15 protein-coding genes and 1 tRNA gene are annotated in these 15909 nt (G+C 50.2%); 5 read left to right on the forward strand and 11 right to left on the reverse strand.

The features are described from left to right. Window positions 1-69: 69 nt before the first annotated feature. A complete protein-coding gene (ychF, locus tag ACTS3T_RS20790; protein ID WP_462935564.1) occupies window positions 70-1161 on the reverse strand; it encodes a redox-regulated ATPase YchF in 1092 nt (363 codons plus the stop codon). A 186-nt stretch (window positions 1162-1347) separates the two neighbouring features. Between ychF and ACTS3T_RS20795 the strand changes: the two genes are divergently transcribed. Both ACTS3T_RS20795 and ACTS3T_RS20800 read left to right on the forward strand, forming a co-directional pair. Continuing rightward, complete coding sequence (locus ACTS3T_RS20795) at window positions 1348-2004, forward strand: hypothetical protein (protein WP_462935565.1); 657 nt, start codon at window positions 1348-1350, stop codon at window positions 2002-2004. Between the two features lie 93 nt (window positions 2005-2097). After that, window positions 2098-2673 (forward strand): thylakoid membrane photosystem I accumulation factor, encoded by a 576-nt coding sequence (locus ACTS3T_RS20800; protein WP_462935566.1) that lies wholly within the window; start codon window positions 2098-2100, stop codon window positions 2671-2673. A 79-nt stretch (window positions 2674-2752) separates the two neighbouring features. On the opposite strand, the gene egtD is transcribed toward ACTS3T_RS20800, so the two are convergent. The 8 genes from egtD to ACTS3T_RS20840 form a co-directional block, all read right to left on the reverse strand. Next, window positions 2753-3802: an L-histidine N(alpha)-methyltransferase gene (gene egtD / locus ACTS3T_RS20805; RefSeq protein ID WP_462935567.1), complete on the reverse strand. Its 1050-nt coding sequence runs from the start codon at window positions 3800-3802 to the stop codon at window positions 2753-2755. Window positions 3803-3936: 134 nt separating this feature from the next. Further along, window positions 3937-5208: an SUMF1/EgtB/PvdO family nonheme iron enzyme gene (locus ACTS3T_RS20810; RefSeq protein WP_462935568.1), complete on the reverse strand. Its 1272-nt coding sequence runs from the start codon at window positions 5206-5208 to the stop codon at window positions 3937-3939. After that, the gene (egtC, locus tag ACTS3T_RS20815; RefSeq protein WP_462935569.1) at window positions 5205-6005 is read right to left on the reverse strand and encodes an ergothioneine biosynthesis protein EgtC; all 801 of its coding nucleotides are present in this window, start codon (window positions 6003-6005) and stop codon (window positions 5205-5207) included. Before egtC ends, ACTS3T_RS20810 begins: the two co-directional genes overlap by 4 nt. 94 nt (window positions 6006-6099) lie before the next feature. Next, on the reverse strand, window positions 6100-6486 hold the full coding sequence (locus tag ACTS3T_RS20820) for a DUF423 domain-containing protein (RefSeq protein ID WP_462935570.1): 387 nt from the start codon (window positions 6484-6486) through the stop codon (window positions 6100-6102). A 95-nt stretch (window positions 6487-6581) separates the two neighbouring features. Then, window positions 6582-7244 carry a ribosomal protein L7/L12 gene (locus ACTS3T_RS20825; protein WP_462935571.1) on the reverse strand — a complete coding sequence of 221 codons (663 nt, stop codon included), beginning with the start codon at window positions 7242-7244 and terminating at the stop codon, window positions 6582-6584. 6 nt (window positions 7245-7250) lie between these two features. Further along, the gene (locus ACTS3T_RS20830) at window positions 7251-7676 is read right to left on the reverse strand and encodes a hypothetical protein (RefSeq protein WP_462935572.1); all 426 of its coding nucleotides are present in this window, start codon (window positions 7674-7676) and stop codon (window positions 7251-7253) included. A 38-nt stretch (window positions 7677-7714) separates the two neighbouring features. After that, window positions 7715-8398 carry a magnesium protoporphyrin IX methyltransferase gene (bchM, locus tag ACTS3T_RS20835; RefSeq protein WP_462935573.1) on the reverse strand — a complete coding sequence of 228 codons (684 nt, stop codon included), beginning with the start codon at window positions 8396-8398 and terminating at the stop codon, window positions 7715-7717. 206 nt (window positions 8399-8604) lie between these two features. Next, complete coding sequence (locus ACTS3T_RS20840; RefSeq protein ID WP_462935574.1) at window positions 8605-8832, reverse strand: hypothetical protein; 228 nt, start codon at window positions 8830-8832, stop codon at window positions 8605-8607. A gap of 502 nt (window positions 8833-9334) precedes the next feature. On the opposite strand from ACTS3T_RS20840, the gene ACTS3T_RS20845 reads away from it, so the two are divergent. Further along, the gene (locus ACTS3T_RS20845; protein ID WP_462935575.1) at window positions 9335-10588 is read left to right on the forward strand and encodes a PAS domain-containing sensor histidine kinase; all 1254 of its coding nucleotides are present in this window, start codon (window positions 9335-9337) and stop codon (window positions 10586-10588) included. Between the two features lie 155 nt (window positions 10589-10743). Here ACTS3T_RS20845 and ACTS3T_RS20850 read toward each other — a convergent pair. Continuing rightward, window positions 10744-10816 (reverse strand) — tRNA-Val (locus tag ACTS3T_RS20850). 96 nt (window positions 10817-10912) lie between these two features. Here ACTS3T_RS20850 and ACTS3T_RS20855 point away from each other — a divergent pair. Beyond that, window positions 10913-11449, forward strand: coding sequence for a metal-binding protein (locus ACTS3T_RS20855; RefSeq protein WP_462935576.1), 537 nt, complete (start codon window positions 10913-10915; stop codon window positions 11447-11449). Window positions 11450-11487: 38 nt separating this feature from the next. Continuing rightward, complete coding sequence (mazG, locus tag ACTS3T_RS20860) at window positions 11488-12342, forward strand: nucleoside triphosphate pyrophosphohydrolase (RefSeq protein WP_462935577.1); 855 nt, start codon at window positions 11488-11490, stop codon at window positions 12340-12342. 116 nt (window positions 12343-12458) lie between these two features. Here mazG and ACTS3T_RS20865 read toward each other — a convergent pair whose 3' ends face one another. After that, window positions 12459-15848 (reverse strand): EAL domain-containing protein, encoded by a 3390-nt coding sequence (locus ACTS3T_RS20865; RefSeq protein ID WP_462935578.1) that lies wholly within the window; start codon window positions 15846-15848, stop codon window positions 12459-12461. Window positions 15849-15909: the final 61 nt, after the last annotated feature.

Here is a 15909-nt window from a genome sequence, read left to right on the forward strand (position 1 = left end):
CAAACTTGGCTGGCCACCCCTCGCCCTCGAAAGGCCAAGTGCTAACCTCCTCCCCGCGACAAACTTGGCCTACACGTTAAACCGGAAGAGCATGACATCTCCCTCTTTGACGGTGTAGTCTTTACCTTCGCTGCGGACAAGACCTTTTTCTTTTGCGGCATTCATAGACCCAGCGGTAACCAAATCGTCATAGGCTACCGTTTCAGCGCGAATAAAGCCGCGTTCAAAGTCAGAGTGGATAACGCCTGCCGCTTGAGGTGCCAGCATTCCGGCTTGAATCGTCCAGGCACGGGTTTCCTTTGGCCCGGTCGTAAAATAAGTCCGCAGCCCTAGCAGTTCATAGGTTGCTCGAATCAGAGACTTCAGCCCCCCTTCTTCTACCCCCAGCGATTCTAAAAAGTCTTTACGCTCTTCGGCAGAAAGTTCTACCAGTTCAGCTTCTACTTGGGCAGAGACAACCACGACCTGAGCCGCTTCAGCCTGAGCCAACTGCTGTACCTGTGCTACCCAATCATTGCCTGTGGCTAAATCGTCTTCTGAGACATTGGCTGCATAGATGATTGGTTTGCGGGTGAGTAAGCCTAGCGGCTTGATAATCAGCGCTTCTTCTTCGTCTAGGGTGACGGTGCGGGCTGGTTGCCCTTCATCTAAAGCGGGCTGGAGTTTTTCTAAAATAGCCAGTTCTGCCTGGGCTTCTTTGCTGGTGCGGGCTTGTTTACGCACCCGCTCTAGGCGTCGTTCAATTTGAGCGAGATCTGACAGGGCTAGCTCCAGGTTGATCACCTCAATATCGCGCAGCGGATCAATCGAGCCAGAGACATGGATAATGTCGTCATTCTCAAAGCAGCGCACCACATGGACAATGGCATCGACTTCGCGAATATTGGCTAAAAACTGGTTCCCTAACCCTTCACCTTTGCTAGCCCCTTGCACCAGCCCTGCAATATCGACAAATTCAACCCGTGCAGGTAGAACTTCTGCCGACTCAGAGATTTTGGCTAAAGCCTCTAGGCGTTCATCGGGAACGGCCACAACGCCCACATTAGGTTCAATGGTGCAAAACGGAAAATTGGCGGCATGGGCTTTGGCATTAGCCACAAGGGCGTTAAACAGCGTTGATTTTCCAACATTGGGTAGACCAACGATTCCGGCTCTTAGCATGGTAATTTCGACTTGGCGTTTGCGATCGCAATAAAAAAGATGAAAAAGATAAAGTAGTCGCTCTCAACCTATCCTCCCACTTTTTTCGAGAGCCGTACGGCTAGGGACAGGTTGAAATCGTTAGGGGTGAGTCAACACCTCTCTCTAACCTCATCCTGGGAAAATTTATCTTATCGCTTAGGTGCTATGCTTTGGCTACAATTACCCCGTTCTTTATCGGCATTGAGAGCGATGGCAACTCAGCACATTAGGGTGACAGCAACGATCCCGGTCTTGATGGGCTTTTTACTCAGCGGTTGCAGCCTGGTAGAAGATCTCCTGGGCATTTCTGAACCAACTGAGGTTGAATCTGTAGACACACAACCTAACGCAACCCCTAGCTCCGACAACAACAGCCTGGGGCAAGGTGTCCGCAGCGAAGACGGTACCCTACAGCTATCTTTACCCGCTGGCTGGCAGCGAACCGAAGGTCTACACAGAAGCGCTCAGTTACAGGCAGCGCAGCAGGCAGAAGACCTGTATACCATTGTGCTGGCAGAAGACACAGAAAATTTAGACAAGTTTTCCTTAGAAAACAATGCCACTATCTACCGCCGTCTGCTGATTGGGGGGCTAGACCAGTTTGTTGAGGAAACGATCACCGATGTCGATACGGTCAACAATAACAATGCCGTACAGTACGTGATTGAAGGAGTCTATGAAGATGTGCCGATTACCTATCTGCATACCACTGTCGCCACTCAGCGCTCTTACTACCAAATTATTAGCTGGACAGAAACCGACCGATTCGATGGCTACCAAGAGGAGTTTCAGCAAATAGCCAGTAGCTTTCGCGAGAATTAGTCGGCTAACGACTCTCAAAATATGGCCTAATGAAGAAAGGGTCAGGGCAATCCCAGACCTGCTTTGTGTGTTGTTCTAAATGCTGCCGATTGAATGCTGCTTAACGCTCTCCAGTTTTGCCAACGTTTTTGCCGAAGTGTAGTTTTAGCCCTGCTGCTGTTTAGCCTTTTGGGGTTGATGCCTGCAACAGCGCTAGCGGGTTTAAATGACGATCATTACGATGGCAATATTTTTGCTTTGTATGCGGGCAATGGCTCTTTAGTGCCGCCGCGGGTTAACCTGGCGCAGTCTTTTAAGGCGCATAAGCCAGCTATTTTGGTTTTTTATGTCGATGATAGCGCTGACTGTAAGCAGTATTCGTCGGTGATTTCTCAACTGCAAGCGCCCTATGGACGCGCTGCAAACTTTATTCCCATCATGGCCGATTCGGTACCTGCGCAAGATAGCTATGAGCCAACGGAACCGGGGTATTACTTTAAAGGTTCAGTGCCGCAAACTCTGATTTTTGACGAAGCGGGAGAAGTGGTTTTTGATGCGGTGGGCACGGTTGCTTACACAACGGTGGATGATGCTTTGAGAGAAGTGTTTAACTTGCTGCCGCGATCGCAGTCGATTGAGCTAAAGCGACGTCCGGTTAACGAGGTGAATACTGAGCTGGTTAACGAATAGCCAATTGCTGTCTGGCTCAGGATCGAGGCTGAAATTTTACGGCAGGGGCACGACCAAGCGCCCCCTTTAACCTGTGGGTTTAAGCAGCCTGACGCTGGCACAGCAGCAGCGCGAACCACTTTTGCTCGTCGGTAAATGCTTGCAGACAGGCAAGCTGAAATGCGGCTAGTTCCTGCGTCATTTCTTCGAGGTCAAATTTGCGAGAAATCTCGCTCAGCAAACGCTCACCCTTAGCAAACTCAACCGTTAGATCTAAGGCCGCAAGCTGTACCGTTTGATCACGCAAACTTTCAATATAAATTTCAATTTGGTGGGCTACTGGGTTGTAAAAAGCCACATGGGCAAACTGAGACACATCAAAGTCACCGTCAAAGCGCCAGTTGAGGTGATGCAGCATGTTGAGGTTAAAAGCTGCCGTAATGCCCTGGCTGTCGTCGTAAGCAGCCTCTAAAATGGCTTTGGGCTTGCGCAAATCGATACCCAGCAAAAAGTATTCACCGGGTTGTAGCGCTTGTGAAACTTTGGCTAAAAAGGCTTGGCAGGCATTGGGGGCTAAATTGCCCAAAGTGCTACCGATAAAACCAATCAGGCGGCTGGGCAAAGCGGCTTTGGGTAGTTGAGCTAGGGCTGTTTCATAGGTGCTAACAAAGCCCTGCACCTGTAGCTGGGGATAGTCTTTTAGCAACTGGAGAGCGCTGTCTTTGAGAATACCGCCGCTAACATCAATGGGTAGGTAGTGTAGCGGCTGGCCTGCTGCTTGATACGCATCTAGCAAGAGGCGAGTTTTAGTAGAGCTACCACTACCAAGTTCAACCAATTCGCAAGAACCCGTTAAATGGGCGATCGCAGCGGCAGAGTCTGCCAAAATTTGAGTTTCGGTACGGGTCAGATAATACTCAGGCAGTTGGGTAATTTGTTCAAAGAGCTGAGAACCGCAATCATCATAAAAATATTTAGGGGGCAGTGATTTTGGCTGTTGAGACAGCCCCGTAATCACATCTTCTCCCATAGGGGCTGAGGCAGTATCCTCTAGCCAGTTGTGGAGGGTTAAGCGGTCTTCTATCACCTGGCTAGTTCTTGGCTCAGGTGGCTGGATCGGCGGTGTTTGTGACAGTTTTGAAATAGACATGACGTTTATAGCTAGGCGGATATCATCAACGTGACAAGCTTCACCTGTAGGCCGCTAAGCGGTTTCAGGCGGTGGATCCAGACGAAACTAACAGACTTTGGGGTTGCAAGCGTATTGTCCCACCCAGAGGAACTTTAACCGTTAGCGGCTAATTCTTTGTCAGATACACAGCGAAAACCCACAAAAACCTGCCGAACGTGGGGGTGATACCAGTTCCGAAATGTCAGCCGCCGCACCCAAGGGCGAGTTGCCCAACTGCTGCCCCTAAGAACCCGGTGCTGACCATCAAAGTAAACCTGAGAATAGCCGGGATAAGGATAGGCGCAAAAGCCTTCATATTCGGCAAACCAGGACGCTGTCCATTCCCATACTTGCCCTAGTGATTGGGTGAGATCTACCCTGGCAAGCGGATCTGGTTTCTGATGATCGCTGCCATTGTAAGACGTGCGATCGCCCCAGCCGTCTTCCATTAGAGTGACTTCTGCTACAGAATGGAGTCGCATAGCCTTTTCCCATTCTGCTTCGGTGGGTAATCGTTTGCCGACAAAGCGCGTATAAGCCTCTGCTTCATACCAGCTCACCCCGCAGACGGGAACGGTTTGCCACCCATCGCCCCAACGCCAGTAAAGCGGCTGACTCACCTGGGCTTGCTGTAGCCACTCCCAGCCAGCGGCTGACCAATAGGTGGGGCTTTGATACCCCTGAGCGGCGATAAACTGCTGATAGTCGCCTTGGGTGACGGGATAGGCGTCTAGATAAAATTCGTCTAAGTCAACCGTGTGAGCCAGCTTTTCGTTGTCAATTGCTGCTAGGCCGTCGTAGCCCATTTGAAAAGAGCCAGCCGGGATGCGGCAGGCAGGCAGGGGCACGGCAGCAGTGAGGGGTGTGGGAGTTTCCCAGGCTTGTGTCCCCCGGTGCAAAGCTAAGACCATTGCCATCGTTTCATAATGCTGGCTTTCGTGCTGCAAAAGCCAGTGCCACAGGCGACCCTGCTGGGCCAGCGGGGCGATCGCCAAATAGCTCAAAACTTGATCGCGGATAGTGCTGAGATAGCTCAGCAGGGTAGGCAAGTCGGGCAGATTTTGGCGCTCGGCTTTGGGTAAACCATCGGCGGCGAACAGGCGGCGATATTGGGGAAAAGCGCAAGGCTGCTGAGCTAGGTTCTCTAAAATCCACAGCGATTCGGTAAAGCCAATGTGCCCTAGGTGCCAGCCAATGGGGCTGAAATCTGGGTGGGCTTGTTGATAGAAGGTCGCCTCATCGAGATGAGCCACCAACGCCAGCGTATCGGCTCGACACTGAGCGTAGGCTTTTTCCAGGTGCGATCGCAGGACGATAGGGTCTGTTTCTAAGCCGACTGCGTGAGACGCTGAGCGCCGCAGGAGAGGAGAACTGGCATCCATCATGAGGCAAAGTCTAAGGGGCGGCTATGGAGTTCTAAGTCGGAGCTGATGTGTAGCAGCGTCGAAGGGGGACAAGCAACCCAATCAGCCTCAAAGAGCGGTTCTGAAACCACCAGAACCGCATTGGGCAACCTGAGGTCGTCACGCAGCCAGTAGAGCGAAGGTTGCGGAGCCGCAGTGGCAAAGCGGGCAGCGACCAACTGTTGGCCGTCGCTCACAACGATATTGGCTAAAGTGCGAATGTTGTGGGTGTGGCTGAGTTGAGAGAGTTGTTGCAGGGTTTGGTAGAGCGCTGCTGATAAAGACAACTCTGGCTGAACTGCGAGCTGATGCACCAGCAAAGCAAAAATATGCTCAGAGTCGGTCGTTCCCTGAATCCCTTGATAGGCCACATCACACAGGCGATCGCGCAAGGGGCGACAAAGCGACTGGCGAAAATTTTCAATAAAGCCGTTGTGGATAAAGAGCCAATGCTGGTGCTGAAAGGGCTGACAATTTTCTAAACTGATGGCCTGCCCAGGGGTAGCGCTGCGAATATAGGCCAAGGCACAACCCGACTCTATATAGCGACTTAGCGACGGCAAGTTGACATCATTCCAGATTGGCAGAATATTGCGATAGACAAAGGGATCGCTACGCCGCTGGGCGTGGTACCAGCCCAGACCAAAGCCATCGGCATTGAGCAGGGCAGTTTCCATTTCACGCGGCTGATAGCTTTGCTCAATGAGAGAATGCTCTGGCTTGGTCAACCAGCGATCGAGCGGAATGGCAGGGCCTAAATACCCCAATAGACGGCACATATAGCTTGTATCTAAGTGCAGGCGCTATTGGTGACTATAGCCTATTTACGGAAAAACACGGGTAGAGACGCCATTAGCGAAGGGTGAGCCGACTTCATCCGCCTGGGGTTGTTGTCAACGCGGCGATCGCCAGACAAGCCCAACCCACAATAAAAGCCACACCGCCTAACGGGGTGATAGCTCCCCACCATTTAATTCCTGAAAGGCTTAAGGCATAAAGGCTACCCGAAAAGATCAAAACACCCAGCCCAAACCCCCAACCCGCAGCGGTTAACCAGCCACTACTGGCCGATCCTTGCACACCCAAAATACCCACAGCCAGTAGCCCCAGCGCGTGATACATCTGGTAGCGAATGCCCGTTTCAAAAATCTCCAGCGATCGCACCGCTAGCTGGTTTTTCAACGCATGTGCCCCAAACGCTCCCCCAGCCACTGCTAAACCCGCCAAGACTGCTGCCAAAACCAGAAAAATACGAGCCATTTTTCCTACTCAAAACGCTGGAGCGATCGTATCGTTATTTTGCCAGCATCCGGTGGGTCGGTCTGGTTGCCCATTGCCGAGATAGAACCGCCCGCTCAATCGCGCAACACCAGTACCACCTGCGCCCCAACTGCTTCTAGCTGCCGCTTAAAGTCTTCGGCGGTCGTTTGAGCTGCCCCTTTTTGAATAGGTTGCGGCAGTTTTCTCATCAAGGCTTTAACATCTTTCCAGCTCAAGCCCGTCAGTTTTTGCACCGTGCGCACAACTTCCCGTTTTTTATATTCGGGTACTGCTTCTAAAATCACATCGAAGGTTACGGCGGGGGCGGGGCGTAGTAGCTGGGTATCGACATCGCCCAAATGAAAATAGTAGAAAACTCCACCTCGATCGTCTACCTGAAAATCTGCGTCGTAGATGCGGGCACGTTCGTCGAGATAAGCCTTGGCTGCTTCACCAGTCAAATTAGCTTCCATGGCAAATCGCAGCGGCGCTACTTTGCCTTTGCCCGCTTTGACCAGCTTAAAAAAAATAGCTTGCAGGCGATCGCGCTCTTGCCGTTTTTTTTGCAACTGGGCATCAAGCCCCAAATAAGCACCAAAGCCCACCGCCGGAACGCCCAGTAAAATTCCAGCTAATACCGTTTCGCGTTTATCTAGCCGATTGGGGTTGCGATCTAGCCCTGTTTCTAGCGATCGCGCCAAACACCAAAACCCAACCAACAGCAGCAGTCCGGCTGAAATTTGCTTAACTCGCCTCATGCCTCTCTACCTGGGGAACTGATAGAAAAACTCTCCTTGCTCTCCTACACTAAAGTCTGCCCCAAATTCTTTAGCGCGTTCGTCTAAATAGGCGCGAGCTTCTTGGCCTGACATGCCAGTGGCTCTGGCAAATTGCAGAACGCTGAGGGAACCTGAGTTTTCATCTATGAGTTGAAAAAAGGTCTGCTGTAGCTGCGCTTGGGCGGCTTCTGCCTGAGCAATTTTGGCCTGCTGCACCTGAGTGCGAAGTCGCCAAGCCCACCAGCCCCCTGCTAGTAAAGGCGGGCCACCAAAAATAGCAGCGGCGGCCAACAAGTCAGCGCGATCGCTAGCATTTTCAGGGGCAAACGCAACCGCGACAAACAACCCCAGCAAAAACAGACCTAGCAAAAGCAAACAGCCGGAACCGACTGTTTGAGCTGATTTCTTCATAGCGCATCCACAGGAAGACCGCCCCCATCTTAGCCTTGCTAGCGGGTCGCTTCCAACAGCCGAGAAAAGTAAAACTGGGTTTTGTTAAAAGCTGTGCGCTGAACTGTCCAGCCATTGGCTTCTAAAATTTTAACCACATCTGCTGGGCGGTGCAGGTAGGCACGGGTGGCTTTGCTAGGGCCAGGAAAAAAGTCGCCCACTTTTTTCAGGACTGTGTAAAAAATAGTTTTGGGAGCAAAGCTGAGAATCAAGCGCGATTCTGCCAGCGAACTCAGGTGCTGAATCATGTCAGCGGCTTTGTCTTGCGGGTAGTGAATCAAAACGTCTAGGCAAACGACAGTATGATAGCGACCTGCTAACTGTTCGAGATCTTTAACTTCAAAGGTTGGTACTTGCTCCGGTCGAAGTTCGGCTTGGGCGCGCTCTTTCGCCTCACCTACCATTTTTTCAGAAATGTCGCTAGCGTAAACCTGTGCTCCTGCCGCCGCCATCGGCAGGCTTAAACTACCGACTCCACAACCCGCATCACAGACCGACAAGTCTGCTAAGTTGCCATCTGCTGCAAACCAGGTCATAACAGTGTCAACGGTTTGCTGATGACCTTTGCGAATATCAAGCTGGACTTTATTAACTTCGCCGTCGCCATAGATGCGACGCCAGCGATCGAAGCCTTTGGCGTTAAAGTATTCGCGGACAACGGTTTTATCGTCTACTGCGGTCATAAGATATGTAAAGTTAAAAAGGCTGGCAAGATAAATCCTATTACGTTTTGCTGTCGTCAGTAACTTTTAGGGTGTGTTTGATCAAAAAATACTTGGCCAACAGAAAAGTGCAGCAGGATCGAACTGCTGCACTCTAGTACGCTTTTGGGATTAGGGGTCTAAAAAAAACTAGAAAATCGCTGGTCTAATTGATTTTTTGCTGCTTGCTAGCCGCCGTTTTGACCGAGAGACGCAGCAAACTTAGTTGCTAAATCTTGATCGGCTTCAGTGGCTTCTGACGCTAGCTGTTCGGTTGTTTCGCTGTCAACACCCACGTTTTCGTCTTCTAGCGCTTCGGCATGGTCGGCTTGGGCGGAAGCAAGGGTTTCGCGGACTCCACAGCGGCTCTCTTCAGACTGAAGTTCTGAGGGATTAAAGGGTTTAAAGAAAGTCATGATATTCTCCAGGGTCGTTAAAAATGTCTGTTTTAGAGAGCATTTCAACCACTAAGATTAAAGCCCAAGGGCCAAGCCCGTTCGTTTTCTACTCTCTACTTTTAAGATAAAAAGTAAAAGTAAAAAAGTTGATAGGGTTGGGCTTTTAACTTAGAAGTTCAGCCTAAAGAAAAAGGCTTCAGTCTAAAGAAATAGGCGATCGCTGAGAAATGAACAAAAGCCTGTTTCTAACCTTTGTTTCTCTCTTTTATCGCTTGAAACATAAGCGTAGCCGCTTTGGGTTTGCGCCTAGGAAGCGGAAAGATAGCCATCAAAAAGCAGAAATCGTACGCAGAAGCCAAGCAAACGTCAGGCGTAAAGCGCCCTTCACCGTGCCGTTTGCTTTTGTCTCCAGCCTGCATCCTTCTTGCTGCTTGCTGCCTTTGGCTATAACTTTGGCAAAGCAACCCCGTCTAGGCGACTAAGGCTGCAAAACTCAGCTTAAATGTTAAGCAATATTGCTATGACGCAAAATTACTGGCTATCTCCGTCTGGCTCTCCTTTACCGCCAAACGCTCCCCCAGGAGAAACCGTAGAGCAGCTACGTCGCCAGCATCAATTAATTTTGAATGCTGTTGGAGAAGGGGTATATGGCCTAGATGTTGACGGCAATGTCACCTTTGTCAACCCAGCCGCCGCCGCGATGATCGACTGGCCGATGGCAGAACTCATTGGTAAATCAATGCATGTGGTCTTACATCACTCGCATCCTGATGGGACGCCTTACCAGCGCGAAGATTGTCCGATTTATGCCGCCTTTCAAGATGGCAGTATCCGGCGAGTGACTCATGAAGTCTTTTGGCGACAGGATGGCACCTCCTTCCCGGTGGAATATATCAGTACGCCCCTGCATGACGAGACAGGGACACTCATTGGCGCAGTGGTGACATTTCGCGATATTACCCAGCGCCGCTGGGCTGAGGAGGTACTACAGCGCACCAACGAAGAACTAGAGCTAAAGGTACAAGAGCGTACGGCTAAGCTGCGGCAGGCAAATCACCAACTGCGGGAACTGAGCGATATGCGATCGCGCTTTGTTTCAATGGTTTGTCACGAGTTTCGCAATCCGCTGAACAATATTGCGCTGTCGGTATCATCTTTGCAGCGCTACGAAGCTCAGCTCAGCCCTGAGGAAAAAACGGATTATTTGCTGAACATTAAAACCAACGTCGAACGCATGACCGAAATGATTGACGACATCCTGGTGATCGGCAAAATCGAAGCCAAGGTACTGGAAGTCAACCCTCAGCCGCTCGATCTAGTGGCTTTTTGCCAGGAGTTGCTAAATCAGCAGGAGTATTGCAGAGCGCAAACCTCCATTCAGTTTAGCTGCCGCAGTCGGCAGTTAATCGCAAGTTTAGATGAACGCTTACTGCGATCGATCTTGAGTAATTTATTGTCGAACGCGATGCGCTACACACCGGATGACAAGGCTATTTGGCTAAAACTAGCCAGACGCCAAGGCCAGATTATTATTCAAGTGAAAGATGAAGGTATCGGCATTCCTCTGGCAGATAAGCGTCATCTGTTTGAGCCGTTTCACCGAGGCGGCAATGTTAGTAATGTACCAGGAACAGGTTTAGGGCTAAGCATTGTCAAACAGTTTGTAGAACTGCTGCGGGGGACGGTTAAAGTTGTCAGTAAGGTGGGGGCAGGCACAACGTTTATTGTGCGCTTGCCTGTGAAACGCGGCGATAAATTAAATGGCGCAAGCTAAATCAAGCCGCGATCGCCTCAAGCTTGAAGAAGCTATTCGCTGCGAACTGTCGATTGCCGCATGACAGCATTTAAGCAAACCATTTTTCATTTCCAGCCCAGATTGCCAAAGCAAAACTAGCTTGTGTGTTTCTAGGTATTTACTGTGTTAAACAATGGGCGGTACTGGACTCGAACCAGTGACATCCTGCTTGTAAGGCAGGCGCTCTACCAACTGAGCTAACCGCCCCCATTGCTTGCCGAATTGTATTGTAGCAGACTCCTCAGAGTTTATATCCCCTTTTTTAAATTTGCAGTAAGCTAAATCTGCTGATACAACTGCACCATGCCTTCAGGTCGCACTCACGATCGCATTACCCTCTGGAGCCTTCCCCTAGTTTTGCTATTGGCATTTTGGCTTACCCTGAGTTTTTGGCTCACAGGGTTGGTGGGGGCAGGGTTTTTGTTTGGGGGCTTCATGTTCGGGCCAGATCTAGACGTGCGATCGCTACATTCGCGCCGTTGGGGATGGTTTCGTTGGATTTGGGTGCCCTATCGCGGCAGTCTCAAACACCGTTCGCGCTTTTCGCATGGCCCCCTTATGGGAACGGTGGTGCGGGTGGTGTACTTGGCGCTCTGGCTGGCACTTTTGGGGATAATTGCCATTGAAATTGTCAATGCGATTGGCCTCACCGAAATTACCTGGATCGAGATTCGCCAAAGTCTTTTGCAAACTTGGCGTAGCTATTGGCGCGAATGGCTCGCTGTGTTTGCTGGTCTCGAATTAGGTGCCCTCAGTCATTACAGCAGTGATTGGTTAGTTTCTGGCTACAAAAAATCGAGAAAGCGTCGCCAGAAACAGCGGAAGTCTAAGCGAAAATGAGACACTAAAGAAGTTTCCTCTGAGTGACTTAAAAATTCATGACCCAAGCCCAGCCTGATGCCGCTCATGCCCTCACTTCGCCCATCCTGGCGGCTCTGCAGCGCTTAGTTGAGGTGGTGGCTCAACTGCGCCACCCCGAAAGCGGCTGTCCCTGGGATCTGGCTCAAACACCGCAAACGCTGATTCCTTACGTGATTGAGGAAGCCTATGAGGTGGTAGATGCCATTCAAACGGGTCAGCCAACTGATATTGCCGAAGAACTGGGTGATTTGCTCCTACAGGTAGTTTTACAAGCCCAAGTCGCTCAAGATGCCAATCAGTTTGATCTAGCCGTAGTAGCTAACGGCATTGCTGACAAGCTCATTCGTCGTCATCCGCATGTTTTTGGGGATGTCAACACTACCGACATTGAAGAAATTCATCGTACCTGGGAGCAGATCAAAGCAGCCGAAAAAGGTATTCCCCACGACCCCGATAAGCTCACCCCCAAGCTGCAAAAATACAGCCGCACGCTCCCCCCTTTAATGGCTGCGATGAAAATTTCTAAGAAGGCTGCTGGAGCCGGATTTGAATGGGAAAATATAGAGGGCGTATGGGAAAAGTTTGACGAAGAATTGGCCGAGTTTCAACAGGCGATCGCAGATGAACCCAAAGCTAATCAGCAGGCAGAGTTGGGCGACTTGCTCTTTACGCTGGTAAATATTGCCCGCTGGCACAACCTCGACCCAGCAGAAGCGCTACAGGGCACCAACCGCCGTTTTATTCAACGCTTCGCCCAAGTAGAAGCCGTTGCCGAGCGATCGCTGAGCGATTACTCACTGGCCGAACTAGAAGCCCTCTGGCAAAAGGCCAAGGCAAAACTGGCTAAAGAAACCGATCAATCTACCCATTGAGCCAACGTCATAGCGGTAGACACTAAAGCTGAAATATTTAAATGGCTAAAAGTCGATGACAGAAAAGCTTTCATTCTGCTCTTTGCCTTCAGCCCTCTGCCTTTAGCTGCCTTTAGCTATATCTGGTTAGGCCAGGGTTGCGGTTCAGCAATGCCATAGCCCTGTAGATAGTCCACCCCAATTTGCCGCAAATGCTGCATCGCCACCTCAGTTTCGACAAATTCAGCCACGGTCTGTAGACCCATTACATGCCCAACATGATTAATAGACTCCACAATGGCATAGGCCGTTGGATCCGAGTCAATGTCTTGAATAAAGCGGCCATCAATTTTCAAAAAATTTACAGGCAGCGTTTTTAAGTAGGCAAACGAGGACATGCCGCTGCCAAAGTCATCTAAAGCAAACCAGCAGCCGAGCGATTTCAGCTCTTGCATAAAGTGAGTTGCTTTCTTGAGATCACAAATCGCGGCAGTTTCCGTAATTTCAAAACAGATGCTGCTGGGTGAAATTTTGTAATGGTTGAATTGCTCTCTCAGAAAATCGAGAAAATACTTGTCGTTGAGACTGGCTCCAGACAGATTGAGCGCATGGAGATCGTAGGGCAAACTCGACGGTGATTGGGTTTGATGACGTTGTAGCTCAGCAAAGCAAGTTCGAATGACCCAGCGATCGACTTCAGGCATTAGATCATAGCGTTCAGCCGCCGAAACAAACGCCGCAGGTCGAATCAGCCGCCCTTCCGCATCAACCATGCGCAACAAAATCTCAGTATGGGCTTTGTTCGTTTCCGCCGCAGCCGAAATAATTGGTTGGTGGTAAAGGCGCAACTGGTGATCTTCTAAAGCTTGGCGAATTCTCACACTCCATTGCCGCTCTTGGCGCTGATGGGTAAGCGTCACGTCATCGGTTTGGTAAACCTGTACCCGGTTGCGACCCGCATCTTTAGCCGCATAACAAGCCGCGTCTGCAGCACTCATGACGCTGACTAAATTAAGGCTTTCAGCATCAATAACAACCAAACCCATGCTAACGCCCACACCAAAAGATTTTTGCTCCCACACAAAACGAAAGGTATGGACAGCCTGCCGTAATTCTTCAGCGATCGCGATCGCCCGGTCTAAAGGGCACTGATAGAGCAAAATACCAAATTCATCACCGCCTAAGCGAGCTAAGGTATCGATGGTGCGAATACCACTTCTGAGTAACCGAGCAAGCTGGCGCAGCAATTCGTCCCCTGCTATATGGCCGCAGGTATCGTTAACCACCTTAAACTGATCCAGGTCTAGGTAGCAGAGAACATGATGCTGATTTTCTTGATGGGCACTTTCAATTGCTTGAGTTAGCTTTTGCTCAAAATAACACCGATTTACCAAGCCCGTCAGCGCATCGTGATTGGCTTGCCAAGACACTTGCCGAGCAAGCTTACGAGCCTGAGTGACATCGCGAAAGACCAACACCGAACCCACGACCTCTCCTTCTCGGTTGCGAATAGGAGCGGCTGAGTCTTCAATGCTATAGCGCGTGCCATCACGATGAATCAGCGCCGTATGATTAGCCAATGCCAAAACACAGCCTTCTCTCAATACCTGCTCAATTGGATTAGGCGCGGGTTCTAAGGTAATTTCGTTAATAATCTGAAAAACTTCTAGCAAAGGCCGTCCTTTTGCCTCGGCTTCACTCCAGCCCGTCAGTTGTTCGGCAATGGGGTTGAAGTAAACGACCTGCCCCTGAGCATTGGTCGTAATAACGGCATCGCCAATAGACTGTAGCGTAATTTGAGCCAGTTCTTTTTCTTCAAACAGAGCTTGCTCGGCTCGTTTGCGATCGCTGATATCGCGCACAATTTGCAGCACCGTCTCTGGGGTATAGGGCACCATCTGCACTTCTTCATACTGCAGGCGATCGCCAATATAGACTTGCTGCTCATATTGCTGAATTTCGCCTGTCTCTAAAGCGCGGCGACAGGCAGCCAAATGCCGTGCCGCAATTTCAGGCGGTAAAAAAGTCGCCAGCGGTTTACCCACGATTTCACAGTCAACCCCTAGCAAATTAATAGCTGGATTTTGGCGGACTTGTTTGGTATAAAAGCCATCTCGATGCAATATCAGCATCAAATCGGGAATCGTAGAAAGAATCGCTCGAGTTTCCGCTTCTTGCTCAACTAAGGCGGCTTCCGTTCGCTTGCGATCCGTCACATTTTGCGCCAGCGACAAAATTGAAATGAGTTCTCCCGCTTCGTTAAACAGCGCCGAATTGTACCATTCGCAATCAACAACGCCGCCAGCTTTGGTGTAGTTGCGGTTATAAACAATATTGTGAGGCGTTTGCCGACTGAGTAACTCTCTTGCTTTTTGGCCAACCCTATCGACATCAGCTGCGTAAACAAACTGCCAATCATTCAGGCTTTTGCCAATAACCTCATCAAGCGTCCAACCAAAAACAATTTCAGCCGTTTTTGACCATTGCTGGACACAGAAGTTGTGATCCCATTCGATCACGGCTAAAGGCGAGTTTTCAAAATGAAAGTGCAGCCGCTGTAAAGCCTGTTGTAGCTGGGTTGCGGTTTCTTTTTGGGCAGTGATGTCAGTAATGGTGCCGACATAGCCTGTAATTTGGCCTGCTAAATTGCGCTCTGCAATGGCTTGTCCATAAACCCAGGTAACTTTCCCTTCAGAGTTTTTGAAACGATATTCTAATTGAAAAGGTTGATGAGACTGGGCTGCCTGTGACCACGCGGCATAAACAGGTGCCCGATCAGCAGGGTGAAGCCCTTTAGCCCAGCCTTCTCCTAAAGCTTCCGATAAGGATAAGCCAGCAATCTGACACCAGCGTTCATTTACATACAAACAGCAACCTGCCGCATCGGTTCGGAAAATACCAACAGGAGAAATTTCTGCCAAGCTGGCATACTGCGCCTGACTTTCTAACAGCGTGGCCTCAATTAGCTGACGTTGCCTAATTTCAGCTTGTGCTTGCTGATAAAGTTCACCCTGATGAATAGCGATCGCAACCTGAGAGGCTAACCGCCGCAATAGCCCCACTTCTAACGTTTTCCAAAACCGAGGGGCACTGCACTGGTGGGCAACTAAAACGCCCCACAGCCGCCCTTCATAGTCAATGGGGACTAAGAGACGAGCCTGCACCCCGTACTGCTGCAACACTGTTCTAAAGGCTGGAAAAATTTTGGCCTTGTTCAGATCGCTGTCAGCCACCACAAACTCCTGGCTGATATCAAACTGCTGCCCCAAAGGCTGAAAGTCCGGCAGTACGACACCTTGCATCGAAGGCCACGGAGACGCAACAGACTCTACCCGTACCTGCTGCCGTCCATCTGGCAACAGACTATTAATGAGAACCCGATCTGCCTGAAGAAACTGGCGCACCTCACTGACAGTCGTTTGTAAAATTGTTTCTACATCTAAAGATTGACGAATGCGCTGGGTTAGAGTAGCCAGTAACCGATTAAATTTGAGTCGTCGGTTCAGTTGCGGCGTACTAATTTTCATAGCTTAAAGCGCATTTTCAGCGTTTAGATGCCATTGAGATGCTATAGCGTAGCAAAAATCA

Origin of the sequence: Almyronema sp., from assembly GCF_052168255.1 — a bacterium.
In the GTDB taxonomy this organism is placed as follows: Bacteria; Cyanobacteriota; Cyanobacteriia; order Phormidesmidales; family Phormidesmidaceae; genus Sphaerothrix; species Sphaerothrix epifaneia.